Source organism: Exiguobacterium artemiae 255-15 (assembly GCF_000019905.1).
Lineage (GTDB): Bacteria > Bacillota > Bacilli > Exiguobacteriales > Exiguobacteriaceae > Exiguobacterium_A > Exiguobacterium_A artemiae.
Window position 1 is genome coordinate 2,295,030 of the sequence record NC_010556.1, and the last position, 25,365, is coordinate 2,320,394.

The 25,365-nt window shown below is 49.3% G+C and carries 27 protein-coding genes and 1 riboswitch; all 27 genes read right to left on the bottom strand.

The features are described from left to right. Positions 1 to 9: 9 nt before the first annotated feature. The 27 genes from EXIG_RS11870 to EXIG_RS11995 all read right to left on the bottom strand — a co-directional run bounded on the left by EXIG_RS11870 (position 10) and on the right by EXIG_RS11995 (position 25,287). Positions 10 to 462, bottom strand: coding sequence for a general stress protein (locus EXIG_RS11870; RefSeq protein ID WP_012371195.1), 453 nt, complete (start codon positions 460 to 462; stop codon positions 10 to 12). Between the two features lie 84 nt (positions 463 to 546). Further along, on the bottom strand, positions 547 to 927 hold the full coding sequence (locus EXIG_RS11875) for a YutD family protein (RefSeq protein WP_012371196.1): 381 nt from the start codon (positions 925 to 927) through the stop codon (positions 547 to 549). Positions 928 to 1,031: 104 nt separating this feature from the next. Continuing rightward, positions 1,032 to 1,931 carry a lipoyl synthase gene (gene lipA / locus EXIG_RS11880; protein WP_012371197.1) on the bottom strand — a complete coding sequence of 300 codons (900 nt, stop codon included), beginning with the start codon at positions 1,929 to 1,931 and terminating at the stop codon, positions 1,032 to 1,034. A gap of 63 nt (positions 1,932 to 1,994) precedes the next feature. Next, the gene (locus tag EXIG_RS11885) at positions 1,995 to 3,290 is read right to left on the bottom strand and encodes a bifunctional metallophosphatase/5'-nucleotidase (protein WP_012371198.1); all 1,296 of its coding nucleotides are present in this window, start codon (positions 3,288 to 3,290) and stop codon (positions 1,995 to 1,997) included. Positions 3,291 to 3,310: 20 nt separating this feature from the next. Continuing rightward, positions 3,311 to 4,156 carry a DUF72 domain-containing protein gene (locus EXIG_RS11890; protein WP_012371199.1) on the bottom strand — a complete coding sequence of 282 codons (846 nt, stop codon included), beginning with the start codon at positions 4,154 to 4,156 and terminating at the stop codon, positions 3,311 to 3,313. Between the two features lie 69 nt (positions 4,157 to 4,225). Next, the gene (locus tag EXIG_RS16240) at positions 4,226 to 4,573 is read right to left on the bottom strand and encodes a dihydrofolate reductase family protein (RefSeq protein ID WP_081432757.1); all 348 of its coding nucleotides are present in this window, start codon (positions 4,571 to 4,573) and stop codon (positions 4,226 to 4,228) included. After that, complete coding sequence (locus EXIG_RS16180; RefSeq protein ID WP_052294391.1) at positions 4,570 to 4,899, bottom strand: dihydrofolate reductase family protein; 330 nt, start codon at positions 4,897 to 4,899, stop codon at positions 4,570 to 4,572. Before EXIG_RS16180 ends, EXIG_RS16240 begins: the two co-directional genes overlap by 4 nt. A gap of 85 nt (positions 4,900 to 4,984) precedes the next feature. Next, the gene (gene sufB, locus EXIG_RS11900; protein WP_012371200.1) at positions 4,985 to 6,382 is read right to left on the bottom strand and encodes a Fe-S cluster assembly protein SufB; all 1,398 of its coding nucleotides are present in this window, start codon (positions 6,380 to 6,382) and stop codon (positions 4,985 to 4,987) included. 32 nt (positions 6,383 to 6,414) lie between these two features. Further along, positions 6,415 to 6,849 (bottom strand): Fe-S cluster assembly sulfur transfer protein SufU, encoded by a 435-nt coding sequence (gene sufU / locus EXIG_RS11905; protein ID WP_012371201.1) that lies wholly within the window; start codon positions 6,847 to 6,849, stop codon positions 6,415 to 6,417. After that, positions 6,839 to 8,062, bottom strand: coding sequence for a cysteine desulfurase (locus EXIG_RS11910; RefSeq protein WP_012371202.1), 1,224 nt, complete (start codon positions 8,060 to 8,062; stop codon positions 6,839 to 6,841). The genes sufU and EXIG_RS11910 overlap by 11 nt, the downstream gene beginning before the upstream one ends. Position 8,063: 1 nt before the next feature. Further along, complete coding sequence (gene sufD / locus EXIG_RS11915; protein ID WP_012371203.1) at positions 8,064 to 9,341, bottom strand: Fe-S cluster assembly protein SufD; 1,278 nt, start codon at positions 9,339 to 9,341, stop codon at positions 8,064 to 8,066. An 18-nt stretch (positions 9,342 to 9,359) separates the two neighbouring features. After that, positions 9,360 to 10,145 carry a Fe-S cluster assembly ATPase SufC gene (gene sufC, locus EXIG_RS11920; RefSeq protein ID WP_012371204.1) on the bottom strand — a complete coding sequence of 262 codons (786 nt, stop codon included), beginning with the start codon at positions 10,143 to 10,145 and terminating at the stop codon, positions 9,360 to 9,362. Positions 10,146 to 10,301: 156 nt separating this feature from the next. Next, positions 10,302 to 11,528: an MDR family MFS transporter gene (locus tag EXIG_RS11925; RefSeq protein WP_012371205.1), complete on the bottom strand. Its 1,227-nt coding sequence runs from the start codon at positions 11,526 to 11,528 to the stop codon at positions 10,302 to 10,304. A gap of 72 nt (positions 11,529 to 11,600) precedes the next feature. Beyond that, on the bottom strand, positions 11,601 to 12,434 hold the full coding sequence (locus EXIG_RS11930) for a MetQ/NlpA family ABC transporter substrate-binding protein (RefSeq protein ID WP_012371206.1): 834 nt from the start codon (positions 12,432 to 12,434) through the stop codon (positions 11,601 to 11,603). Positions 12,435 to 12,468: 34 nt separating this feature from the next. Continuing rightward, on the bottom strand, positions 12,469 to 13,134 hold the full coding sequence (locus EXIG_RS11935) for a methionine ABC transporter permease (protein ID WP_012371207.1): 666 nt from the start codon (positions 13,132 to 13,134) through the stop codon (positions 12,469 to 12,471). Continuing rightward, positions 13,131 to 14,153, bottom strand: a complete 1,023-nt coding sequence (locus EXIG_RS11940; RefSeq protein WP_012371208.1) for a methionine ABC transporter ATP-binding protein — start codon at positions 14,151 to 14,153, stop codon at positions 13,131 to 13,133. Before EXIG_RS11940 ends, EXIG_RS11935 begins: the two co-directional genes overlap by 4 nt. A gap of 80 nt (positions 14,154 to 14,233) precedes the next feature. Then, positions 14,234 to 14,339, bottom strand: a riboswitch (SAM riboswitch). A gap of 59 nt (positions 14,340 to 14,398) precedes the next feature. Next, the gene (locus tag EXIG_RS11945) at positions 14,399 to 15,565 is read right to left on the bottom strand and encodes a bifunctional cystathionine gamma-lyase/homocysteine desulfhydrase (protein WP_012371209.1); all 1,167 of its coding nucleotides are present in this window, start codon (positions 15,563 to 15,565) and stop codon (positions 14,399 to 14,401) included. Further along, positions 15,558 to 16,481, bottom strand: coding sequence for a PLP-dependent cysteine synthase family protein (locus EXIG_RS11950; RefSeq protein WP_012371210.1), 924 nt, complete (start codon positions 16,479 to 16,481; stop codon positions 15,558 to 15,560). The genes EXIG_RS11945 and EXIG_RS11950 overlap by 8 nt, the downstream gene beginning before the upstream one ends. Next, positions 16,478 to 16,942, bottom strand: coding sequence for an S-ribosylhomocysteine lyase (locus tag EXIG_RS11955; RefSeq protein ID WP_012371211.1), 465 nt, complete (start codon positions 16,940 to 16,942; stop codon positions 16,478 to 16,480). Before EXIG_RS11955 ends, EXIG_RS11950 begins: the two co-directional genes overlap by 4 nt. 3 nt (positions 16,943 to 16,945) lie before the next feature. Further along, complete coding sequence (locus tag EXIG_RS11960; RefSeq protein WP_012371212.1) at positions 16,946 to 17,584, bottom strand: class I SAM-dependent methyltransferase; 639 nt, start codon at positions 17,582 to 17,584, stop codon at positions 16,946 to 16,948. A gap of 547 nt (positions 17,585 to 18,131) precedes the next feature. Beyond that, the gene (locus EXIG_RS11965) at positions 18,132 to 18,410 is read right to left on the bottom strand and encodes a thioredoxin family protein (RefSeq protein WP_012371214.1); all 279 of its coding nucleotides are present in this window, start codon (positions 18,408 to 18,410) and stop codon (positions 18,132 to 18,134) included. A 100-nt stretch (positions 18,411 to 18,510) separates the two neighbouring features. Beyond that, the gene (gene gcvH, locus EXIG_RS11970; protein WP_012371215.1) at positions 18,511 to 18,894 is read right to left on the bottom strand and encodes a glycine cleavage system protein GcvH; all 384 of its coding nucleotides are present in this window, start codon (positions 18,892 to 18,894) and stop codon (positions 18,511 to 18,513) included. Positions 18,895 to 18,958: 64 nt separating this feature from the next. Next, on the bottom strand, positions 18,959 to 19,312 hold the full coding sequence (locus EXIG_RS11975; protein ID WP_012371216.1) for an arsenate reductase family protein: 354 nt from the start codon (positions 19,310 to 19,312) through the stop codon (positions 18,959 to 18,961). Between the two features lie 37 nt (positions 19,313 to 19,349). Continuing rightward, complete coding sequence (locus EXIG_RS11980) at positions 19,350 to 19,805, bottom strand: DinB family protein (protein ID WP_012371217.1); 456 nt, start codon at positions 19,803 to 19,805, stop codon at positions 19,350 to 19,352. 75 nt (positions 19,806 to 19,880) lie between these two features. Then, complete coding sequence (locus EXIG_RS11985) at positions 19,881 to 21,665, bottom strand: acyl-CoA dehydrogenase FadE (RefSeq protein ID WP_012371218.1); 1,785 nt, start codon at positions 21,663 to 21,665, stop codon at positions 19,881 to 19,883. Further along, positions 21,662 to 22,852 carry an acetyl-CoA C-acetyltransferase gene (locus EXIG_RS11990; protein WP_012371219.1) on the bottom strand — a complete coding sequence of 397 codons (1,191 nt, stop codon included), beginning with the start codon at positions 22,850 to 22,852 and terminating at the stop codon, positions 21,662 to 21,664. Before EXIG_RS11990 ends, EXIG_RS11985 begins: the two co-directional genes overlap by 4 nt. Before the next feature lie 17 nt (positions 22,853 to 22,869). After that, positions 22,870 to 25,287, bottom strand: coding sequence for a 3-hydroxyacyl-CoA dehydrogenase/enoyl-CoA hydratase family protein (locus EXIG_RS11995; protein WP_012371220.1), 2,418 nt, complete (start codon positions 25,285 to 25,287; stop codon positions 22,870 to 22,872). Between the last annotated feature and the right edge of the window lie 78 nt (positions 25,288 to 25,365).

Consider the following 25,365-nt stretch of genomic DNA (forward strand, 5'->3'; position numbering starts at 1 on the left):
GTTTTACTGTTACAGTAACCGGTCGTTACGCTCGTTGAGTGTGTTGGGACCGCTGAAGACATTCGTATTGTCGGATTCATCATGGGCTTTACGTTCCGAATGTTGATCCGCTTCATCGCCGACGAGTAAGACGAATTGTCCCTCTTCCGCTGCTTTATTGGCACGGTTGACATCATCTTTCGTTAATCCACTCGCTTCGAGGACATCGCTGTGTGAAGAAGGTCCGTTGCTGTCTTTTTTAAAGATTCCTTTGATCTCCTGCCACAGATTCATATGTTCTTCCTGCGACAGACGTGTTGATGTTTGATGATTTTTCAAATCGGCCAATTCCTCGATCTGTTCCAGATCATATCGATCATGGGCAACGACTTTCAAATCTGTTGATACAACACCTGCGACACGTAAATCATGAACAGCACTGACAACTTCTGGTACAGACTTGTAAATCCCGACGATTCTCATGGATAGTTCCCCCTATAGGTGCGTGATACTATACTATTAGCCGAAAACACCCAATCAGAAACATCCTTTCAGATGTCATTTTGATTACTGCTCGTCCTGTGTCTCTTCTTTCGTCGCTGAAAACTTCCGTTTCAGTTTTAACGTATTCGCTGAAGATCCGTCGAAGCGAGGTGGTGCTTCTTCTCCTTCTACGAATTCCATCCGTTTGACGATAAAATACGCACAGCCGAAATTGCAGTATTCATACAAATAATCCGCCACGTGGGAGATTTTTGTATCAAACGTTGCTTTTTCATGGTTGTCGTCATAGAAACCACGGAGGCGCAATTGTCCGTGTCCCCAATCTCCGACGATGTAGTCGTATTTTTCGAGCACATCACTAAACCGGCCGATGAAGGCTTCTTCGTTGAATCCTTCTCGTTTTTCTTCCACGATTTCATATCTTTCACGATTGACTTGTATCATTTTTCCACCCCCTGCTTCCTTTATCTTACCATAATCATACTTGAAAACGAATCGTCAGACAGCAGAAAACCGTCCTCGCACGCGGCGTGGACGGTCCTTGATCATCAATCGATCGGCAGAGCCGCTTTATTTTTTTTCGCCGCGTTGACTTGCTCGTCAGCATGGTACGACGAACGGACAAGCGGACCGGCCTCACAATGCGAGAAGCCTTTTCCGAGCGCAATCTGTTTTAATTCAGCAAATTCTTGTGGCGTGTAGTACTTGATAACGTCCAAGTGCTTTTTCGTCGGTTGGAGATACTGACCAATCGTCATGATGTCGACGTCGTTCGCACGCAGGTCGTCCATCGTCTGTAAGATTTCGTCCCACGTCTCCCCGAGTCCGAGCATCAGACTCGATTTCGTCGGAATTTCCGGTGCGAGTTCTTTGGAACGACGCAGGAATTCAAGTGTTCGGTCGTATGTCGCTTTCGCCCGGACCGTTGGTGTCAGACGGCGAACCGTCTCGATGTTATGGTTCATGATGTCCGGTTTGGCTTCAATCAGCGTCTGCAACGCCTCGAAGTTCCCACCCATGTCGGACGGTAAAACTTCAATCGATGTTTCCGGGTTCATGCGACGGACTTCCCGTACCGTCTCCGCATATACCCCTGCCCCGAAATCATTTAAATCATCACGTGCAACCGCTGTAATGACGGCATGCTTCAGATTCATCAGACGAACGGATTCCGCTACGCGTTTCGGTTCTTCTAAGTCAAGTTCATTTGGACGTCCTGTCGTCACGGCACAAAAACGGCAGGCCCGTGTACAAATGCTTCCAAGAATCATGAATGTCGCCGTCCGGCGAACCGCCCAACACTCGTGAATGTTCGGACATTTTGCTTCCTCACATACCGTGTGAAGCTTTTTTTCACGCATCATACTTTTGAGTTCTGTGTAAGTCTCATTCGTGTTCAGCTTGATCTTCAGCCATTCTGGTTTACGTTGTATCTCTCTGCGTCCCATGAATCGGTTTCCCCCTTTATCCGTAAAAAACTGACCTGATTTCTGTTACAGTATAACAAATATTCAGTGTTTGCGGATGGGTAATTCACCAAATTCTGACTTCTCCGATAGGCGATCAAAGAGCAGATCCCGTAACAATTCCGGCATGAAATATTCTTTCGGCATTTCTTTGATTTCCGGAAATAAAGGACCAAATGTAAACATATCCGGAAGGACCACGGTGTAATGTTTCGCATCGTCCAGATGTTGCCGGTTTCCGGCATAATGCATCTTGCCCATCAGCTTTCCCCGGAAGCCGAGTCCGCGGACTTTTAACTGTTCAAAGCGGTTCGTATCGACTTCGGCGATGAATTGTTTTAATTCTTTTCCGGTCATCGTCACTTTACACGGATTGATCGGATGCGGACAAAGCCGGTGTAAATCGTAAGACGAAACCGGTCCCGGGGACAACGAACCGAGCAGCATACCGGCCGGCACACAGGCAAGATCCGCCTGACACCAGTCACGCATCGTATCAGCAAGCAGTTGTGTAAACGGCGATGGATTAAACCAGTCATTCGCTAGACCTGATGTCCGGCCAATCGGTTGTTTCATCTGACGTTCTGCCAAATACTGTTCCTTATCAAGCAGAACGGCTGTCGCTTCATCTTCCGGATAGGATTCGAGCGGATGAAGAACCGCTTCTTTTTCGCCCGTATCCGTATTCAGATAAATCTCACCCGCATATTGTCCGTGTTTTCCTGCCTGGGCAATCAGTACACCGTTTCGGACGACACCATCATCGAGAACATGATGCGTATGCGATCCAATGATCAAGTCCAGTTCCGGGAACCGTTCCGCCAAGTCTTCATCCTGATAAAAACCAAGATGACTCAGACAGATCAGCACATCGACCTGATCCCGCAAGGCTTCGATTTCGCGGGCCGCTGCTTCAAACGGATTCTCAATCGACCAACCGAGTAACTCGTACAATTCATAATACGGCGCCGTCAGTCCAAAAATACCGACTTTCCCAGTCGGTAATTCCTGAATCATCCCGGCTTTGGCGAATGGGGCCGACAAGTTCGAGACAAGCACCGGGAACGTCGCATCGCTGTATAGTTCTGCCAGCCAGTCATGCGGAAATGTGATGCCTTCATTGTTTCCAATCGTGACAGCCGTCGGCGATAATTCGTTTAAGAGATGGGTGTTAATTTTTCCTTGCGTCGCTTCCGTTGCCGGGGCAACCCGGTCGGCATGGTCCCCCAAGTCAAAGACGAGGGAGTCATATGTCCGGTGTTCTTTCATAAACGACATATAGCGAGGCCACATATCAAAGTGTGAATGCAGATCGTTATAATGAATGACGTGTAACTTCACGCATAAGCCTCCTCCAGGTATTAAAACAGTGAAATTTGCCGGGGCGCGAGCGATTCATAATCGAGACCTAAAATCTCGATGAGACGTTTCGCATTCGGTACGGCATCCCCTGCCGAGTTGTTATTAAAGAAAACATACACGTCTTTTGCCTGTTCGGCAAGTGAACGGATATGTAAGGCCAACTCTTGTAATTCTTCTTCTGAATAACGGTATAGACACCGGACTTTCCGCCAGTCCTCACTGCTTTGTCCGGGCTTCTTCAGCCATCCGGCGACATTTCGGCCGTGCAGACGCACAAATGCTGTCTCCTGTGTGACGACCGGGACGAAGGGCACCGATCCGTCTTCCGTCTGCGGCTCATCACAAATCGTATGAATGAACTGATGCTCGGCTAAGAACCGGAGCGTTCGTTCCTGGTAGGCGTCCGAATACCAGGACGGATTCCGAAATTCGATTGCGACCGGGAGGCCGGCAAGCGACTTCCGAATCGTCTGAAGATATTCAAGATGTACTTTGCTGACGTCAAACCACGGTGGCAGTTGGACGAGAATCGCGGCAATCTTGCCACTTTGCCGCATCGGCTCGATCGAAGCGAGATACTGTTCAAAGATGGGACCGAGTGGATCCTTGTTTTCCCGATCATGACCGCTCATCGCCCGGTGGACCTTGACGATGAACCGGAAATCATCCGGTGTTTCCGAAACCCACTTCTGATAGTTGCGTTCCGGCTGAATCGCATAATACGTTGAATCGACTTCGACTGCCGGAAAGTGTCCTGCATAAGCAGCGAGCTTCTCTTTCCGATCCTGTGGTGTCGGATAGAGGCTGTCATGATCGCCCCAACCGGTCACGCCGACATAAATCATCCTGCTCCCTCCGTTCCGTTTTCTCTGCTTATTGTTCATCATAGCATAGCAGAATCGGGAATTTCTTCTTCAAGACTCTTCTCGGAAAACACGTGTGTTTTTCATATAAAAAACAAGCAATTCCTTCCTACTCCTTGAAAAATAAGGAGGAAAAATTGCTTGTTTCATGATTCCACTGAGGGTTATAAGAAGTCGGTTCGCATCATACGTCAAGGCGATGCAACCGGAAGCAAAGGTCTGTTGATCTACAAGCTGTAAGGACAACGATTGCTCAAACAGCGGAAACATTCGTTTCCCTCCACCGAGTAAGACGGGATAGATGACGACATGATAACAGTCCACCAAATCCAAACGGATGGCTTCCGCGGCAAGGGTCGCCCCGCCGATCGCAATCTGTTTACCCGGTGCCTGCTTTATGCCGCGAGTTCCTCGGCAAGCGGCCGGGTCGCAAGACGGGCATTGCCCTCGACGGCCGTCAACGTTTGCGAGAAGACGACTTTTTCAAGGGCCTGCCATGTTTTCGCATACTCGATGATGATCGGTTCATCTTCCTGATCGGCTGTTTCCCAGTAGTGCATCATCTCATACAGACGACGGCCGTAGACATGGGTATCAAATGCTTTTTCATAATCATTGAAGTACTGATGCAGTTCCGCATCCGGTGACGCAAAGGCGATGCTGCCCGACGCATCCTCGATGTATCCGTCGAGCGAGACTTGAAAAGAATAGACGATATCACGCATGATGACTCCCTCCTTTTTCAATCCTTTACCCGCTTTTGCCTGTGTACAAAAAACTCTCTCATCCAAAGATGAGAGAGCAGAAACATTATCCGATTGAACCTTCCATCTCGAACTTGATGAGACGGTTCATTTCGACCGCATATTCCATCGGCAATTCTTTTGTGAACGGCTCGATGAAGCCCATGACGATCATTTCAGTTGCTTCTTCTTGTGAAATCCCGCGGCTCATCAGGTAGAACAATTGCTCTTCCGAGACCTTCGATACTTTCGCTTCGTGTTCAAGCGAAATGTTGTCGTTGAGAATTTCGTTGTACGGAATCGTATCTGATGTCGACTGGTTGTCCATAATCAACGTGTCACATTCGATATTCGAACGTGCGCCAGTTGCTTTACGGCCAAAGTGGACAATCCCACGGTACGTGACTTTCCCACCGTGTTTCGAAATCGATTTCGAGACGATCGTGGACGACGTGTTTGGTGCGAGGTGAATCATTTTCGCGCCTGCGTCCTGGTGTTGTCCTTTACCAGCGATGGCGATTGATAATGTCATACCGCGTGAGCCTTCCCCTTTAAGGATGACGGCAGGGTATTTCATCGTCAATTTCGAACCGATGTTACCATCGACCCATTCCATCGTTGCGCCGGCTTCACAGATCGCACGTTTCGTAACGAGGTTGTAGACGTTGTTTGCCCAGTTTTGGATTGTCGTGTAACGGCAATACGCATTTTTGTTGATGAAGATCTCAACGACGGCCGAGTGAAGCGAGTTCGTTGTGTAGACCGGTGCTGTACATCCTTCGACGTAGTGAACCGATGCTTCTTCGTCAACGATGATCAACGTCCGCTCGAATTGACCCATGTTTTCCGAGTTGATCCGGAAGTAGGCTTGAAGCGGCGTATCCATCTTGACGCCTTTTGGTACATAGATGAACGATCCACCTGACCAAACCGCTGTATTGAGGGCAGCGAATTTGTTGTCTGTCGGCGGGATCAATTTACCGAAGTACTCACGGAATAAATCTTCGTTTTCTTTCAGTGCTGTATCTGTATCTTTGAAGACGATCCCTTGATCTTCCAGTTCGCTCTTCATGTTGTGATACACGACTTCTGATTCGTACTGTGCCGAAACACCTGCAAGGTATTTTTGCTCAGCTTCCGGGATTCCGAGTTTATCAAACGTGCGTTTGATTTCTTCCGGTACTTCATCCCAAGATTTTTCAGCACGTTCTGACGGCTTAACGTAGTACGTGATGTCATCAAAACGAAGATCTGATAAATCGCCGCCCCATGCTGGCATCGATTGTTCGTTGAAAATCTTAAGCGATTTCAGACGGAAATCAAGCATCCATTGCGGTTCTTCCTTCATTTTCGAAATCGTCTCGACAACTTCTGTCGTCAAGCCGCGTCCTGAACGGAAGATCGAGATATCGCGATCGTGGAAACCATATTTATAATCGCCAATTTCAGGCATGTTCTTAGCCATGTTCGTTTCCTCCTCTTACTTACTGACCGAAGTTACTTCCCTTCTTCGACGCCGCGTTCGAGCGCCTTCCAGGCAAGTGTCGCACACTTGATTCGCGCCGGGAATTTTGTCACACCAGACAGTGCTTCGGCATCCCCGAGATCAAATTTTTCATCGTCGTAGTCTTTTCCTTGAACCATCTCGGAAAAGACGTTGGCGAGTTGTAATGCTTCTTCGACTGTTTTTCCTTTGACAGCCTGTGTCATCATCGACGCAGACGCCATACTGATCGAACATCCTTCACCGTCGAACTTCGCATCTTTGACGATATCGTCCTCGATTGCGAGTTGCAGACGGATTGTGTCGCCACATGTCGGATTGTTCATATCGATTGTCACACCACCGTCAATCGCACCACGATTGCGGGGCGTTTTATAGTGGTCCATGATCACTTGACGGTACAAGTGATCGAGATTGTTAAAATCCATGACTGAAATACTCCTTCGTTTGGCGAAGTCCTGTCACTAATGCGTCTACTTCTTCCTTTGTATTATACAGGTAGAAGCTGGCTCGTGCCGTAGAACTGGCTCCAAGCCAGCGCATCAGCGGTTGCGCGCAATGGTGACCGGCACGGACTGCGATACCTTGCATATCGAGAACCGTCGCGACATCATGCGCGTGAACATCACCGAGATTAAAGGTGACGAGACCAACACGTTCTTCCGGACCGTAAATCGTCAGTCCTTCGATGTCACGCATTTGTGCCATCGCATACTGAGCGAGCTCACGTTCGTGGGCTTCGATGTTACTGAGTCCGACTTGTTCCAAGAAATCAATCGCTGCCGATAAGCCGACTGCGCCGGCAATGATTGGTGTCCCTGCTTCGAACCGGTACGGAGATGGTTTGAACGTCGACTCTTCCAGCCCGACGTAATCAATCATCTCACCACCGAATTCGACTGGCTCCATCGCATTGAGCAATGCTTTTTTGCCGTACAGGACGCCGATCCCGGTCGGTCCGCACATCTTATGGGCCGAAAACGCCAGGAAATCACAATCGAGATCCGTAACATCAATCTGTTGATGCGGCGCGCTTTGCGCTGCATCGACGACCATGACGGCGCCGGCAGCATGGGCAAGTTGCGTGACTTCTTTAATCGGATTGATGGTTCCAAGGACGTTCGAAACGTGGGCCATTGCCACAATCTTCGTCCGATCCGAAATTTGTTCTTTGACCGCTTCAATCGTTACACGACCGTCTGCCGTCAAATCCACATATTTCAGTTTCGCTTTTTTCTTTTTTGCGACCTGTTGCCACGGAATGAGATTCGCATGATGTTCGAGATACGTGACGACAATCTCGTCTCCTTCTTCGACATGCTCCATTCCGTAACTTGAGGCGACGATATTGATCGCTGTCGTCGTCCCGCGGGTAAAGATAATCTCTTCATGGTGTTGCGCCTTGATGAAACGACGTACGTTCTCACGCGCACCTTCGTACGCATCCGTCGCTCGTGTTCCGAGCGTATGGACGCCACGGTGCACATTCGAATGAACCGTCTTGTAGTAGTTCTCAATCGCCTCAATGACGACGAGCGGCTTTTGTGACGAAGCCGCACTATCTAAATAGACGAGTTTCCGGTCATTAACCTGTTGGTCAAGAATCGGAAACTGATTGCGGATGGATGCATCGATTCCCATATTAGTTTACTTTCCCTTCGATCACTTGCACGAGGCGTTCTTTAACAGAGTCAATCGCGAGTTCCGAAACAACCGGTTGTAAGAAACCGTGAACGACAAGGCGTTCTGCTTCTTTGCGTGAAAGACCACGGCTCATCAAGTAGTAGAGTTGAAGTTCATCGACACGACCGACAGATGCCGCGTGTCCTGCCATGACATCATCTTCGTCAATCAAGAGGATCGGGTTTGCGTCTCCCCGTGCCTTTTCAGACAACATGAGAACACGTTCTGTTTGAACACCGTTTGATTTTGAAGCGCCATGATGAATCATTGATGTTCCGTTAAAGATCGATGTCGCTGAATCTTTTTGAACACCGTGAATCAAGATGAAACCTTCCGAACCTTTACCGAAATGGTCTGTCCGGACGTTGAAGTTTTGTTTTTGCTCGCCACGACCAACCGTTACGGCTTTCGTGTCCGAGAACGAGTCGTTACCGACAAGGTGTGTTTTCGTTTCCGTGATCGTGTGTCCGTCATTCATGTGACCGAGTGCCCATTCGAGCTTCGCGCCTTGTTTGACGACACCGCGACGGTTCATATACGTCACAGCACCTTTCGCAAGCGTATCGACGCCTCCGAAAAGAACTTTCGCATTGTCTTCAACGAAGACTTCTGTCACGACGTTGACGTTATGTGCTCCTTCGCCATAAGAGACGAAGTTTTCGATATACGTCAGTTCACTGTCAGCATCTGCGATGATGATCGCATGGTGGTACAACGCACCGCCTGTTTGTTCCAGCGTATAAATCGCCTGCATCGGAACAGTCAACTTCAAGCCTTTTGGTACGTATAGGAATGTACCGCCGTTCATGAGTGCTGCGTTGAGTGCTGCGAGACGATCTTCGTTGACGTTGACGCCTTCTGTCATGAAGTATTTCTCGACGAGCTCCGGATGATGCTTCATTGCGTCTTCAAGCGTTGTAAAGATGACGCCGTTCGTCGCTTCGCTGTTTTGCGCGTGGACGAGTTGTCCGTTACGCGTGATCAGCATATGGTCACGGTTTTCACCGATCAACGATTCGATATCCGGTGTCAAACCAGTTACCGTTTCGAGATCTGCTGTACCTTCTGTGAAGTTCCAGCCACCGATTTTAATTTTTTCTACTTTTGGCAATGCGAGCGTCGGGGCAAGATCAAGTGCATCTTGACGCTTGGTAATCATCCAAGCCGGTTCCCCTAAGCGAGTCGCACGTTCTGCCACTGCCTCGCGATTTACGGCAAGATTCAGTTCTACAGTCATCATGCTTCCTCCCTCGTCTTACGCTTTTGTTTCGATTTCGACTTCTTCGATGCCGAGTTCTTTTTTAACCCAGTCATAACCTTCTGCTTCGAGACGGTGAGCAAGTTCTTTACCACCAGACATGACGATTTTTCCGCCCATCATGATATGGATGAAATCAGGCTCGATATAGTTCAAGAGACGTTGATAGTGCGTGATGATCAAGCAGCCGAATTCAGGTGAACGCATTTCGTTCACACCTTTTGCGACAACTTTAAGCGCATCGATATCAAGACCTGAATCGATTTCGTCAAGGATGGCGATCGCTGGTTTCAGCATCGTCATTTGGAGAATTTCATTCCGTTTCTTCTCTCCGCCCGAGAAACCTTCGTTGAGGTAACGGTGTGCCATTTCGCCTGGCATTTCGAGAAGACCCATTTGCGCGTCGAGTTGACGGATGAATTTCATGAGTGAGATTTCATCGCCTTCTTCGCGGCGTGAGTTGATTGCTGAACGCAGGAAGTCTGAGTTCGTCACACCACTGATTTCGCTTGGGTATTGCATTGCAAGGAACATACCTGCTTGCGCACGTTCGTTGACTTCCATTTCGAGGACGTCTTCGCCGTCGAGTGTGACTGATCCTGATGTCACTTCATACGTCGGGTGACCCATCAATGCAGATGCGAGTGTTGATTTACCAGTCCCGTTTGGTCCCATGACCGCGTGGATTTCGCCGCCTTTGATTTCTAAGTTGACGCCTTTCAAGATTTCTTTGCCGTCGATTGCAACGTGTAAATCTTCAATCTTTAAGTGTGAAGCCTTCATGTAGAATCCCTCCATCTATTCATTTCGTGTCTGACGATTCAGTTCACGAGAGTTACTAATTTAGTATCATTCTAATCTTAATGAATCATACCACATTATTCAAGCGTCATCGCTCATGGTTTTTTCTCAAAACCGAGCCTTTTAGTGAGAATGACTTTAAAGTGAGACGACTTCCTTCTCTTCTTCCGGTTTCGTTTGTCGATGAACCCGCTGTGACAGTAAGAGCAGTGGTATTCCGAGAACTGTCAAGAGGGCTAAAATACCGAAAATCGGCAACGGACGTTCCGGTCCAAAATAAAGTAACAATTGTCCGCCGATGACCGGTCCGACCGATTGACCAATCGACGTCAAGCCCATCGCCCCGAAATAACTTCCCCGTAATTCCGGTGTCGCAAAGCTGTCCGTCAAAATGTCCGTCATCGTAAACATCATCACTTCCCCGCACGTGAAGATGAACATCGCACCGATCATCAGCCAGACCGTGCCGGCCGTTCCCATGACGAATAATCCGACGGCAACGGTCGCAATCCCGACCGTGATCGAGACGAGCGGTGACGTCTTGACACCGAACTTCATGATCGGATACTGAACGACGAGCACGGTGATGGCATTAATCGTAATCAATAAGGCAAACAGACTCGTTCCCCCGGACAATAAGGTCGTCGTCGTCAAAAACTGAGGCAACGTCGAGTTGAACTGACTGTATCCGAAGACGCCGAAGATGATACCGGCGAGTGCGAACGTAAAGGCGACATCGGTTTTCAGCAGACGGACCGTCGCTCCGAACGACACCTTTTTCCCGCCGTGGCTTTCCGTAATCGGATGACGTCGGAACAGAATGAAAATCGCGACGCCGTAGCCGAAGTAAACGAACGCCGTAATATAGAAGGTAATCGACGTATTCCCCGCACTGAGTAGTAAGGCAATCCCCGGTCCGATCGCCGCTGCGATATTGATGCACGTATAACGGATATTAAAGACGAACAACCGGTTTTCTTCCTCCGTCGTATCACTGATCAATGCCCGGGCGGACGGTTCGAAGATGGACCGGAAAATACCATTTAAGGCACTCAGGATGAAGAACGCCCAAAAGGTCTCGACTTGAGCCAGTCCGATGAAGACAAGCACAAAACCGAACGTTCCGCTGAGCATCATCGTCCGGCGGCCGTAGCGGTCGGATAATGTCCCGCCGACGAAACTCATGACGAGACTCGCGATGGCTGAAATACTGAGAATCCAGCCGACGTCGACCGGACTGAATTTCAGGACGACCGATAAGTAAATCGCAAAAAATGGCATCGTGATGAAGGTTCCGAGCCGGGCGAAAAACGTCCCGAGTAACACGCCGACCGTCAGCGGATGAAGCTGTTTCAAACGTTGCATGGGAATCCCCCTTTCGCACAAAAAAATAATGCATTCTTCCATTATATAGGAAGAATGCATTCATCGAGCAGATTATTTACTGACCGGTACGACCGCACCTTTGTATTCTTTTGTGATCCAGTCCTGGTTCTTTTTCTCGTGGAGAATATCGAGCAATGTCGTGACGCGTTTGTCTTTTTCATCGCCATCACGTGTGACGATGATGTTGACGTACGGTGAAGACTCGTCTTCCAGGGCAATTGTATCTTTCAACGGGTTCAACCCGTTGTCAATCGCATAGTTCGTGTTGATGAGGACCGCGTCGCCTTCGTTGTTTTTGTAAGCTTGCGGTAAGAGTGACGCTTCAATGTTTGTTTTGAACTTGATGTTTTTTGGGTTTTCCGCGATGTCTTTGAGCTGTGCATCGGTTGTTTTACCGTCTTTCAACTTGATCAGTCCTTCGTTTTGAAGGAACGTCAAGACACGTCCGCGTTCAGCGACGTTTGAGCTCGTTAAAATCGTTGCACCTTTTGGCAGTTCATCCAAAGACTTGTATTTTTTAGAGTAAACACCAAGCGGTTCGACGTGAACGCCGCCGGCACTCGCGAATTTGTAGTCTTTGTTTTCTTTTTCCTGTTGCTCCAGGTACGGCACGTGTTGGAAATAGTTCGCATCGATTTCTTTTTCAGCGAGTGCTTTGTTCGGCAGGACGTAATCCTGGAACTTTTTGATTTCGAGTTTATAGCCTTTTGCTTCATATTCTTTTTGGACGTGCTCGAGAATTTCAGCATGGGGAACGTTTGACGCTCCGATGACGAGTGTTTTTGAATCGCTGCTGCCTGATGAAGATTCTTCTCCACATGCTGCAAGACTGACTGCTAAGACCGATACGGCTGCTGTGCCGACGAATTTTTTCCAAAGTTTCATGAATGATTCCTCCCAAGGTTAAATAAGATAGGTGTTACCGTTTATCGATGGCTTTGACGAGCAGGTCACCGATAATTTGAATGATGAAGACGATGACAAGAATCAACAGTGTCGCGATGACCGTGATGTTATTTTGTGAACGCTGGAATCCTTCGATGAAGGCCATGTCTCCCAGTCCACCACCACCGGCTAACCCGGCCATTGCCGTGTAACCGACGAGTGCGACGAGCGTCACGGTGATACCGGAGACGATTGCCGGAAGAGCTTCCGGAATCAGGACTTTATAGATGATTTGGAACTTCGTTGCGCCCATCGATTCGGCTGCCTCGATGACACCCTTATCGACTTCACGAAGCGCCAGTTCGACCATCCGGCCGTAAAACGGTGCTGCACCTAGAATTAACGCAGGTAGCGCAGCCGTTGGTCCTAAGAATGATCCAACGATGATTTTCGTGATCGGGATTAACAGGATCAATAGAATGATAAACGGGATCGAACGGAAGATATTGACTAAAAAGCTGAGCACGGAATACAGTGTCCGGTTTTTAAACAATAATTCTTCGTTCGTCGCATATAACAACAGACCGATTGCCAGTCCAAGGACAAACGTTGCAAGTCCCGCAACGGCCGTCATATAGATCGTACTGCCTGTTGCTTCCCAGACCATATCCCAATCTACATCTGCAAAAAATGTACTCATCGGTGATCCACCTCCACTTCAACGTCACTCGCTTGAAGTTTGGCGATGACCACTTGTGCTTCCTGTTCCGAACCGAGCAACTGAATGAACAGCGTTCCGAGTGCCCCGTCCTGCGTCTGTCCGACGTTTCCGCCGATGATATTGAATAATAAGTTCGAGTCTTTCATGACTTCAGCAAGGATTGGACTTTCCGCCGTCGAACCGACGAACGTCAGCTGGACGATTTTTCCGGTCGGATAGCGTTCGCGTAATTTCGAAAACGTCAATTCGTTTTCAGATGGTGACGTCAATTGTTTGACGAATTCTTTTGTCATCGCCTGTTTCGGGTGACGGAACACTTCTGCGACCGGTCCCTGTTCGACGATTTTCCCGGCTTCCATGACGGCGACCCGGTGACAGATTTTCTGAATGACGTGCATCTCGTGTGTGATCAAGACGATCGTCAGTTTTAATTTTTTGTTGATGTCGACCAACAACTCGAGGATCGAGTCGGTCGTTTTTGGATCCAGCGCACTTGTCGCTTCGTCACAGAGTAAGACGTCCGGATTGGATGCCAGTGCCCGGGCAATCCCGACCCGTTGTTTTTGTCCACCAGACAGTTGCGACGGATAAGCGCCTTCACGTCCGTCGAGTCCGACGAGCTGAATCAGTTCGGCAACCCGTTCTTTACGACGGGCTTTCGGATAACCGCCGAGCTCAAGCGGGAACATGATGTTTTCTTCGACTGTCCGTGACCAAAGCAGATTAAAGTGTTGGAACACCATTGAGACGTTTTTACGGACGCCCCGTAATTCTTTTGGTTTGAGCGTCGTCATTTCGACACCGTCGATTTGAATCGAGCCGCTCGTCGGTGCCTCCAGCATGTTCAGCAAACGAATCAGTGTTGATTTCCCTGCCCCTGAATAACCGATTATTCCAAAAATTTCACCGCGCTCGATTGACAAGTCGACATTGACGACGGCTTCAACCGATCCGCGCTTCGAGCGATAAATCTTTCCTACATCCTGTAAGCGAATCAATACGGTCCCTCCTAAACATAAAAAAAGTGCGCACGTTTTAGAGCAAACGCGCGCACTTTTTCAGTACACAAAACCATTTGCTCTCATCTTGCAGACAATCGTCTGCTGGAATTAGCACCACTTCGGAATAAATTCCGCGGTTGCCGGGTTTCATCGGGCCAGTCCCTCCACCACTCTCGATAAGAGTTATCGGTATTTAGTTATTTTTAATATAATCTGAATATTAGCAGGGGTTATTTTGCTTGTCAAACAGTTTTTTCTGAAACCGGTTGAAGCAGACTGAAAGCACGTGCCAAATCTTCTTTCAAGTCTTCCGCGTCCTCAAGACCGACCGAGATCCGAACGAGACCATCTGTAATTCCGAGTTCTGCGCGACGCTCTGCTGGAATCGACGCATGCGTCATCCGTGCCGGAACGGAAATCAAACTCTCGACCGCTCCAAGACTTTCAGCCAATGTGAAGAAATGTGTCGCTTCGACGAGTTTCTCCGCATTTTCTGCTGAACCGACATCAAAACTGATCATTCCGCCGAAACCGGTCGCCTGTTTCTGTTGTGTCGCGTGACCCGGATGTGTTGGAAGTCCCGGATAGAAGATGTTTGAAACGACGTCCTGTTCCTGTAAGAAGTGAACGAGATCGTGTGATGTTTCTTCGATTGCATCCATCCGGATACCAAGTGTCCGTAATCCACGGACGAGCAGGAAGCTGTCCTGCGGTCCAAGAATACCGCCGGTCGAGTTTTGGATGAAGTGAAGATCTTCTCCGAGCTCGTCGCTGTTGACAACGACAAGTCCGGCGACGACGTCCGAATGACCGCCGATGTATTTTGTCGCGCTGTGCAAGACGATATCTGCGCCGAGAGCGAGTGGTTGTTGCAAGTACGGTGTCGCGAATGTGTTATCGACGACGAGTTTCAAGTTGTTGCGTTTCGCGATCTCAGCAACTGCTGCGATATCTGTAACTTTCAACAATGGGTTCGTCGGTGTTTCGACATACAGCATCTTCGTGTTGTCTTGCACCGCAGCTTCCGTCGCCGCGAGATCCGTCGTATCGACGAACGTCACTTGGATGTTGAACTTCGGTAAGACACGCTGCATCAAACGGAATGTCCCGCCGTAGACGTCATCTGTCATGACGATGTGGTCGCCTGATTCGAGCAGGTTAAAGACAGCGTGAATCGCTGCCATCCCTGATCCGAAGGCAAAACCGCGTGCACCGCCTTCAAGATCGGCAATCAGACGTTCGATGCTCGTCCGTGTCGGGTTCGCTGTCCGGGAATACTCATATCCTTCTTTTAACTGACCGATTTTTTCCTGTTTGTATGTGCTTGTTTGATAAATCGGGGGTGTAACGGCACCTGTTGCTCGATCGACGCCTGTTCCTCCATGAATCAATGCTGTCTTTTTACGCATGTGTCTCGTCCACCTTTTCAAAGATTTGTTGGCTTAAATACCGTTCGGCACTGTCCGCAAAGACGGTGACGATGGTACTGCCGGGAAAACGATGTGCCAGATCAAGTGCTGCAACGAGTGCCGCGCCGGCCGAACTGCCGACGAGCAATCCTTCACGGGCCGCTAGCTCATGGACTTTCGTAAAAGCGTCATGATCGGAAATCGTATGAATTTCATCCACTAAGTCACGGGAAACGAGACTTGGCCATTTGGCCGTCCCGATGCCTTCCGTCTTATGCGGTCCGGCCGGTCCCCCGTTGAGGACTGAGCCTTCCGGTTCAACGATTGCACCTTTTGTCCCGAGACGTTCTTTTAAATACGCCGCTGTTCCGGCAAACGTTCCACCTGATCCGCATCCCGCAACGAACCAATCAATCTGATCCAGCTCCGCCATCAGCTCAGGACCAAGTGTCCGCTGATACGTAACCGGATTTTCTTCGTTTTCGAATTGAAGCGGAACATAGCTGTTTGGAATCGTTTGTCCGAGTTCTTTGGCTTTATCGATCGCACCCTGCATATCGAGCTCAGTCGGTGTGTTGACGACAGTCGCGCCGAGTGCCCGCATCAACGTCTGTTTCTCCTGGCTGAACTTTTCCGGAACGACACAGATGACTTGAAGGTCATATTTTTTAGCGGCGAGCGCCAAACCGATGCCGGTGTTGCCGGCAGTCGGTTCGATGATCGTTCCGCCTCGTGTCACATATCCCTGTTCGATCGCGGCATCAACGAGTTGAATGCCCAGGCGGTCTTTGACGCTGCCCCCAGGGTTCATCCATTCGAGCTTCGCCAAAATCCGCGTACCAGCAGGCAAATCGAATGAAGTAATCTCGTAGAGCGGCGTATTTCCGACGAGGTCGCGGACTGATTTCGCGATCATCCGAAGACGATGTCCCATTCATCACGACCGGCAAGCATTTTCTCGGCATAGTGCTTCGCTCCTTTAAGGTCGTGGGCGCTTGCGAATCCGCATTGGACTTCGTTTTGCGCTGGAATTTCTTCTGCTGCTAAGACGTCTTTTAATGTTTTCTCAACGAGTTCGCTCATTTTTTCGACCGAATCGAAGTTCATCATCGCCATGTAGAAACCTGTTTGGCATCCCATCGGCGACACATCGATGACGTCATCCGAGTAATTGCGGATATTTTCAGCGAGTAAGTGCTCGAGTGTGTGCATCGCACGCATCGGCATTTGTTCCACGTTCGGTTGTGTGAAGCGGATGTCGTATTTGACGACTTGATCGACTTTACCGTCTTTGTAACCGGCGACGCGGATATAAGGTGCTTTGACTTTCGTATGGTCCAGGTTAAAGCTTTCTACGTTCATTTTTTTGATTGTCATGATTTATTCCCCCATTTTCTCGGCTTCTACGAGCCAGACGAAGTGATTGTATTGTGTGAATGTCACGTCAAATCCACGTGACGCAAAAATTTGTTCCATGACCGGAATCAGTGGATAAAACTCACGTTCCAAGTCTTCTGCCAAACCGTTGAATCCTTGTGCTTTCGCTTCAGCGATCGTCTGCAGACGCGCTTCTTCCGATACGAACATCGTGTCGGCGTAGACGATTTTTCCGTCTTGCGGCAAAATCTGCGCCATCAGATCAACTGCTTCTCCCTTTTCCTCATCCGTCAGATGATGAAACGCATAGGTCGAAACAAAACTTTTCGCATGGTCTGCCGTAAAGGACAGGAAGTGTCCGTCCTGTACAGGTAACGTTGGAATCTTATCGATGAGAATTTCCCGCATCTCCGGGCTCGGTTCCACCGCCAAAACGTCTTGATGCCGATCGAGCAATCGTTGGGTCAGGTTCCCTGTTCCAGCCCCGAACTCGACGACCGGTGAGATCGCTTTTGTTGCCACCGTATCTAATATTTCTTCATAACGACGAAAGACTTCTTTGTACTCCGGATCGTGCCCCGTAACCGTGTCGTCGTATGTTGACGCCCACTCTGTAAATACATCCATAAAACGTACTGTCATGCCTGTTCGTCCTCCGTATCTCTTTTTAATTCCGACTAATCGGATATGAATTAAAGTAATTTACCTTAATCGCATTGTAGCAGGGAGAATTCGGCTTGGCAAGGTGACTGCTCGAAAATCTTTCGAAAACAAAAAAAAGGCGCTGCCGGTGAACCGGCAACACGAATAATGTGGTTAGAAACACTACGAAGGAAAACCCAGCTCTGACACGAACTTCTTCGTTCGTCGTACCAGAGGACGGCGCCCTTTCGACATATAAACCAAACTGTCCTCGCATTCAGATTACCTGCTCCAATCCAGGATTGTCTTTTTGGGCCGCTTCGTCTTTGGGGGACGACTTAAGGGGAGACAAACAAACAACCTAGGATTTTGTTGAACGGTTCTGTCATGAAAAGAAACAGCCGATTTACATCTCTGCCAGACTTCCTATAAAGTATTTCTAGAAGTTGATATGAATATACCATTCATAAATTGTCATTGTCAACGGATTATTGTAAATATTCCGACAATTTAGCGTAAAGAGAAATCATTTTTTTGATTTCTCTCCTTATTCTGCACAAAATGCAAAGACGTTCTGAACCGACTGAAACGCATAAAGCCTTGATACGACTTGGTTATCCTCGATTTTTAATAAGGCGGGAACACTCATGACTTGGGCGTGTTCTAAAAACTCCGGAATGAAGTTTCCGTTCGCTTGTTGAATCCATTCCCCGTCTTTTGTCGCTTCGACGATCTCAAGCATCCGGCTTGCGATGGCACACGTCCCACACATCGGTGCATAGACATACAAAAAACCGTTTTCTGGTGCTGCTGTGACTTCCTTCATTAATCCCGTTCTCCCTTCCTCTTTCTTATCTTGTGCCAGTATACAGAAAAAAAGACGACGAGGAAACGAAATCGTTTCCTTGTCATCTTTTCGTTAAGTATTACTCGTTGATCATCGATTTGTAAGCAGCAGCGTCCATCAATGCTTCGACTTGTGCTTCGTCTGCGATCTCGATATCAACCATCCAAGCACCTTCGAATGGTGATTCGTTGACGAGTTCTGGGGAATCTGAAAGTGATTCATTGATGGCAACGACTTTCCCTGAAATCGGTGCGTACAATTCGGATACCGTTTTAACGGATTCGACTGAACCAAACGGCTCGTTTGCCGAAATCGTATCTCCGACTTCTGGCAGTTCGACGAAGACGATATCGCCAAGTTCATGTTGCGCGAAATCCGTGATTCCGATTCGTGCTTTGTTTCCTGTTACTTCGACCCATTCATGCTCTTCCGAATAACGTAGATTGTCTTTGACTTGACTCATTTGCGATTCCCCCTGTGTTCGATAGTGGACTAACGCCTTCAGTATACCAAATGAACTAGCCTTCTTAATACCATTTTCCTTGATAGAGTTCTTCTTTGAATCCGATGGTCACGTCTTGCCCGTCCGTGACAATCGGACGCTTCAGCAACATCCCGTCACTTGCGAGCAATTCGTATTGCTCCTGTTCGGAAAGTTCCGGTAAACGATCCTTGATTCCTTGCGACCGGTACGACTGACCACTCGTGTTAAAAAACTTCTTCAGCGGTTCGCCGCTCTTTTGATGAAGTTCCCGAATTGTTTCGGCACTCGGTGTCTCGTCGACAATATGCTTGTAGTCGACTTCGACCCCGTTCGTTTCCAATGCTTTTTTTGCTTTGACACACGTACTGCATTTTGGATAACCGTACATTGTTACCATTTTTTTCATCACCTCTGACTTCAGATTAGCAGATGCATCAGTTGCGTTTCAAGCGCGCCAATGCCGCATCGATTTGATCTTGATGGTGGTGGTCATGAGCGATGAAGGATTCGACGAACACTTTCGGCTGAAAGGTCCCTTCATACGTCCGCTCATATTGTTCGTCCGTCAGCCGGTCGAGGAGTGTGACCAGTTCCCGGCGGACACCGATGGCTTTTTTCAATAAGGCGAGAGCATCGATATGATGGGCATATTCGACCGCCAGGCGGTTGAACTCATCATAGTCGGTTTGAACAAGCGTCAATCGTTCATCCGGTAACTTCGAGACGGCATGATCGAGATAATACCGGTCCCACAGAAACAGATGACTGACACATTCTTGAACGGTCCATTTATCGACGGCAAGCGGTAATTCCCATTCTTCCCCGGAAAGCCGTTCGAGTGATTTGTAATAGTCGATGGCAAACTGGAGTTCTGTCAATTCGTGTCGCATGTTTGCTCCCTCCTTCAATGAAAAAATTCGCCCTTACAGAGATTTTCCCTGCAAAGGCGAATCAGTAAACCTGACTTAGACCGTATATTTATTTGATTCGATCAAACGTTTCGCAATCTGGCGTTTCGTTCCGATCGAATTAATCGGTTGGTATCGGCTGAACTTTTTCAATGCCGACAGCAGCATCCGGAGTTCATCTCCGCTTGCAGCAGCATAAAGCGTTTCTTTCGCGTCACGCTCGACGCCTTCGAACGCTTGTTGTGCGAAGACTTCCGTATAACGGATTTTCAATTCGTTTTTCTCGACGCCTTTCGTGGCAATCGCTTTTTCCGTCCGGACGATTGCTGACTCAAGCGCATAAATCGCACTCATGATGTCGGCTGTGTTCGCAAGGATTTCCTGCTCGCCTTGGAGCTTGTCCTGATATTTCTGGACCGCTGTTCCGGCCGTCAACAGGAAGATTTTTTTCATCATCGCGAGCAGATGACGTTCACGGTCAAGCGGCTCCGATCCGACTTCCGTCGGCATGAAGCTCATCACTTCATTTTGCAGACGTTGTGCTTCTGCGAGCAGCGGCAAGTCGCCTTTCATCGCTTTCTTCAGCAATGTGCCCGGTACAAGCAGACGGTTGATTTCGTTTGTTCCTTCAAAGATTCGGTTGATTCGCGAATCACGGTACATGTTCTCGACTTCGTATTCGGCCATGAAGCCGTAACCGCCGTGAATCTGGACTGCTTCATCGATGACGTAATCAAATGTCTCGGATGCAAAGACTTTATTCATCGAGCATTCGATGGCGTATTCGGCGATTGCATCGGCAATTTTCTTGCCGTCTTTGCTTTCTTCGTCCGACAACTGATCGAGGCTGTCCTGGAACAGACCACCTGTCCGGTAAACCGAACTTTCCATCGCATACGTCTGCGCTGCCATCGTTGCCAGTTTTTCCTGGATCAACGGGAACGAACTGATTGGTGTCTTGAACTGTTTGCGTTCGTTCGAATACTGGACGGCGAGATCAATCGCCCGTTTTGATGATCCGACCGCACCGACCGCAAGTTTGTAACGACCGACGTTGAGGATATTGAAGGCGATGACGTGACCACGGCCGATTTCTCCGAGGACGTTATCAACCGGTACTTCCGCGTCTTCAAGAATCAATGTCCGCGTCGACGATCCTTTGATTCCCATCTTCTGTTCTTCGAGTCCTGTCGAGACACCCGGATACGAACCTTCGACGAGGAAAGCCGTGAATTTGTCACCGTCAATTTTCGCGTAGACGACAAACAGACTGGCGAAACCGGCATTCGTGATCCATTGTTTTTCTCCGTTTAGGATGTAGTGCGTGCCGGCTTCATTCAAGACTGCCGTTGTCTTCGCACCGAGGGCATCCGACCCTGAGCCCGGTTCTGTCAACGCGTAAGACGCAATCCATTCACCAGACGACAGTTTCGGCAGGTACTTATGCTTTTGTTCTTCGTTCCCGAAGAAGACGATCGGCAACGAACCGATCCCGACGTGAGCACCATAACTGAGGGCAAACGAACGACCGCGGGCAAATTTCTCCGTGATGATCGACGACGAAATCTTGTCCATCTGATAGCCGCCGTAGGCTTCCGGTACATCCGCACCGAGCAGACCAAGCTCACCAGCTTCACGCAGTAAACCGACCGATAGCTCGAACTCATGTTTTTCGATCCGGTCAAGAACTGGAACGACACGGTCTTCAACGAATTTCGCCGTCATGTCACCAACCATTTTGTGTTCTTCCGAGAAATCCTCCGGTGTAAAGAGACGTTCCGGTGCCAACTCATCTAATACAAAACTTCCACCTTTAATTAATTCGTTTGTCGTTTGGCTCATTGTCCTGTTCCTCCTTCAACTAGTTCGAATACACCGGCTGCACCCATGCCGCCGCCGATACACATCGAGACGACACCATATTGGACGTTCCGTCGTTTCATTTCATGCAAGAGTGTTAATGTCAGTTTCGTTCCGGTACATCCGAGCGGATGACCAAGCGCAATCGCGCCGCCGTTGACGTTGACGATGTCTTCATTCAATCCGAGTTCCCGGATGACACCGAGTGACTGGGACGCAAATGCTTCATTTAATTCAATCAGTCCGACTTCTTCTAAAGTGATGCCGGCCAGTTCCAGTGCCTTTGGAATCGCGACGACCGGTCCGATTCCCATGACTTCCGGACGAACACCGCCGACGGCAAACGATTTGAATTTCCCGAGAATCGGTAGTCCCTGGCGTTCTGCTTCCTCGCGCTCCATGATCAAGACGGCGGCTGCACCGTCTGATGTCTGAGACGAGTTCCCCGCTGTGACACTTCCGCCGAGGCGGAATGCCGGACGGAGTTTGGCGAGGCCTTCCGGTGATGAATCGGCACGGACACCTTCGTCATGTTCGACGACCCACGTCTTTTCTTCAATCTTCAACTCATCATTGACGAACTGTTCCGTGACCGTCACCGGCACGATTTCATCGGCGAATTTGCCGGACGCAATTGCAGCGGCTGCTTTTTGATGGCTTTTCAGTGCAAAGGCATCTTGATCTTCGCGTGAGACTTGATAGGTCGAAGCGACTTGTTCTGCCGTATGTCCCATGCTCATATAATATTCCGGTTCTGTTTCGACGATTGACGGATTCGGTCGAACGACGTGCCCCGGCATCGGCACCTGGCTCATGGATTCGAGTCCGCCGGCGATGACGGCCGTTGCTTGACCCGTCATGATTTTCATCGAGGCATCGGCAATCGACTGTAAGCCACTTGAGCAATACCGGTTGATCGTGATTGCCGGTACTTCGTGCGACAGTCCCCCGAGGACCGACGCGTAACGGGCGATGTTCATCCCCTGCTCCGCTTCCGGTAAGGCACATCCGAGAATGACATCATCGATTGCTCCCGTGTAGTTCGCGCGTTTCAACGTTTCCTTGATGACGATGCCTGCGAGTTCATCAGAACGCATTGATTTAAATGATCCTTTTTTTGCTTTGCCGACCGGTGTTCGTGCACCGGCGACGATTACTGCTTCCTTCATTCGAATCCCCCCAGTCATCAGTTACGAAGCGGCTTGCCTTTGACAAGCATATGTTGCATCCGTTGTTGTGTTTTCAGTTCGCCAATCAAGCTCAAGAAGGCTTCCCGTTCGATATCGAGCATGTACTGCTCATCGACGTGTGTGCCAAACGAGACGTTTCCGCCGGCAATGACGTGTGCGAGTTTGCTGGCAATTTTTAAATCGTGTTCCGAAATATAACCGCCGTAGAACATTTCACGGGTCGCGAGTTCAAGCGTCGCTTTCCCGGCACGGCCGACGACCGGAATCTTCGTATGGGCCGGCGCCGTGTAACCGGTCCGGTCGAGTTCAAGCACCAGTTGTTTTGCATCAAACGTCAAGTGATCCCGGTTCATCGAAATCTGATCGACGGTCCGGACATAACCGAGTTCCCGTGCTTCAAAGGCCGATTTCGAAACTTTCGCCATCGCGACATTCTCAAACGTTTTCTGTGCCGCTTTTTCAAGATTGACGAGTCCGTCCGGTGTGTTCTCGAGCAGACGACGATACGTGTTGACGTTTCCGCCGCCCCCCGGAATCAGACCGACACCGACTTCGACAAGTCCCATATACGTTTCAAGAGCCGCCTGCATCCGGGCTGCCGGAAGTGAAATCTCTGTTCCGCCGCCAAGCGTCATGCCATGCGGCGCAACGACGATCGGACGGGACGCGTAACGGATTTTTTGAATCGATTGCTGGAACTTGTTGATGATCCAGTCGAGTTCGAACCAGTTTTCATCTTCCGCTTCCATCAACATCATCGCCAGGTTCGCTCCGACACAGAAGTTTTTGCCGTCGTTGGCGATGACCAGTCCCCGGTGATTTTTTTCAACGAGATCAATCGACTGCTCGATCATCTGCATAATGTCGACGCCGATTGCATTACTCTTCGACGTGAATTCAAGGACCGCCACATCGTCTCCGAGATCCATCAGACGGGCACCATTGTTTTCAAGGAGAACACCGTTTGATTTGCGGACGTCGCGTAACCGGATTTCCTTCGGATTGACGGCACTGCCGACGTATTTTTGCGTCTTGGCATCGTAAAATTGACCGTCTTCGTTATAGAAGTTTGTGACGCCTGCTGCCAGCATTTCATCAACCCAGGCCGGGACGTCATAGCCGTCCTGTTTCATCTTCGCGACCGTCTTCTCGACACCGAGTGCATCCCACGTCTCGAACGGTCCCATTTTCCAGCCGAAGCCCCATTTCATCGCTTCATCAATCGCTTTGATATCATCCGCGATTTCGTGTGTCAGTTGAGCCGAGTACAGTAACGTCTTCGCATGGATTGGCCAGAGTAACGCACCGACACGGTCTTTCGCAAAGACGACGGCTTTCAGTTTATTTTTAGCGCCCGGAAGAGCTTTTGCTTGACCGATTGACGGTTCGGTAAGCGCTTTCTTTTCAACGTATTCAAAAGTCGCCAGATCGAGTTCGAGAATCTGTTTACCGGCTTTTTTGTAGAAGCCTTGACCCGACTTCGCCCCGAGTGACCCTTCGTCAACCAATCGTTTCATTTCTGCCGGTACGGCAAACGTCTCTTTTTCCGCTCCGTCCGGTAACAGATCATAGACGTTGTTCGCGACGTGAACGAATGTGTCGATTCCGACGACATCAAGCGTCCGGAACGTCGCCGAGCTTGGACGACCGAGCAATGGTCCAGTGACGGAATCGACCTCCCCGATCGAATACCCGCCTTTTTTCATTTCATCCATCGTAACGAGCAGACCGTATGTCCCAATCCGGTTACCGATGAAGTTTGGTGTATCTTTTGCGATGACGACCCCTTTACCGAGACGCTCTTCGGCAAACTGTTTCATGAACTGGACGACTTCCGGATTCGTATCGCGTGTCGGAATCAGTTCAAGCAGCTTCAAGTAACGCGGCGGGTTAAAGAAGTGTGTGCCGAGGAACCGGGCATTAAACGACTCCGACCGTCCTTCGCGCATCGCTTCAATCGAGATACCCGATGTGTTGGAACTGACGATTGCATCTTCACGTAAAAACGGTTCAATCGTCGCAAACAATTGTTGTTTGACATCCAATCGTTCGACGATGACTTCAATCACCCAGTCCGCTTCTTTGAGACGGTCGAGATCGTCTTCGAGATTTCCGACTTCGATTAACTCAATTAATTGTTTGGAAGCGAGTGGGGCCGGATTTTGTTTCAACAGCTTTTGCCGGTTGTCGCGGGCAATTCGTGAGCGGACTGCCGCATCTTCCAGCGTCAATCCTTGTTTCGTCTCCTGCGCGGTTAATTCTTTTGGTACGATATCAAGCATCAATGTCCGGATTCCCGCGTTCGCAAGGTGTGCGGCAATTCCTGCCCCCATGACCCCTGAACCGATAATGACGGCGAATTGAATATGTTTCGTCGTGTGTACTGTGGTCGGCTGACCGATTTGACTCGCCATGATAGACCCCCTGATTCGTAATTGAATGAACAACCATTCATTATTCTGACAAAAAAAGAAGCCGTCCGTTTTTCCACT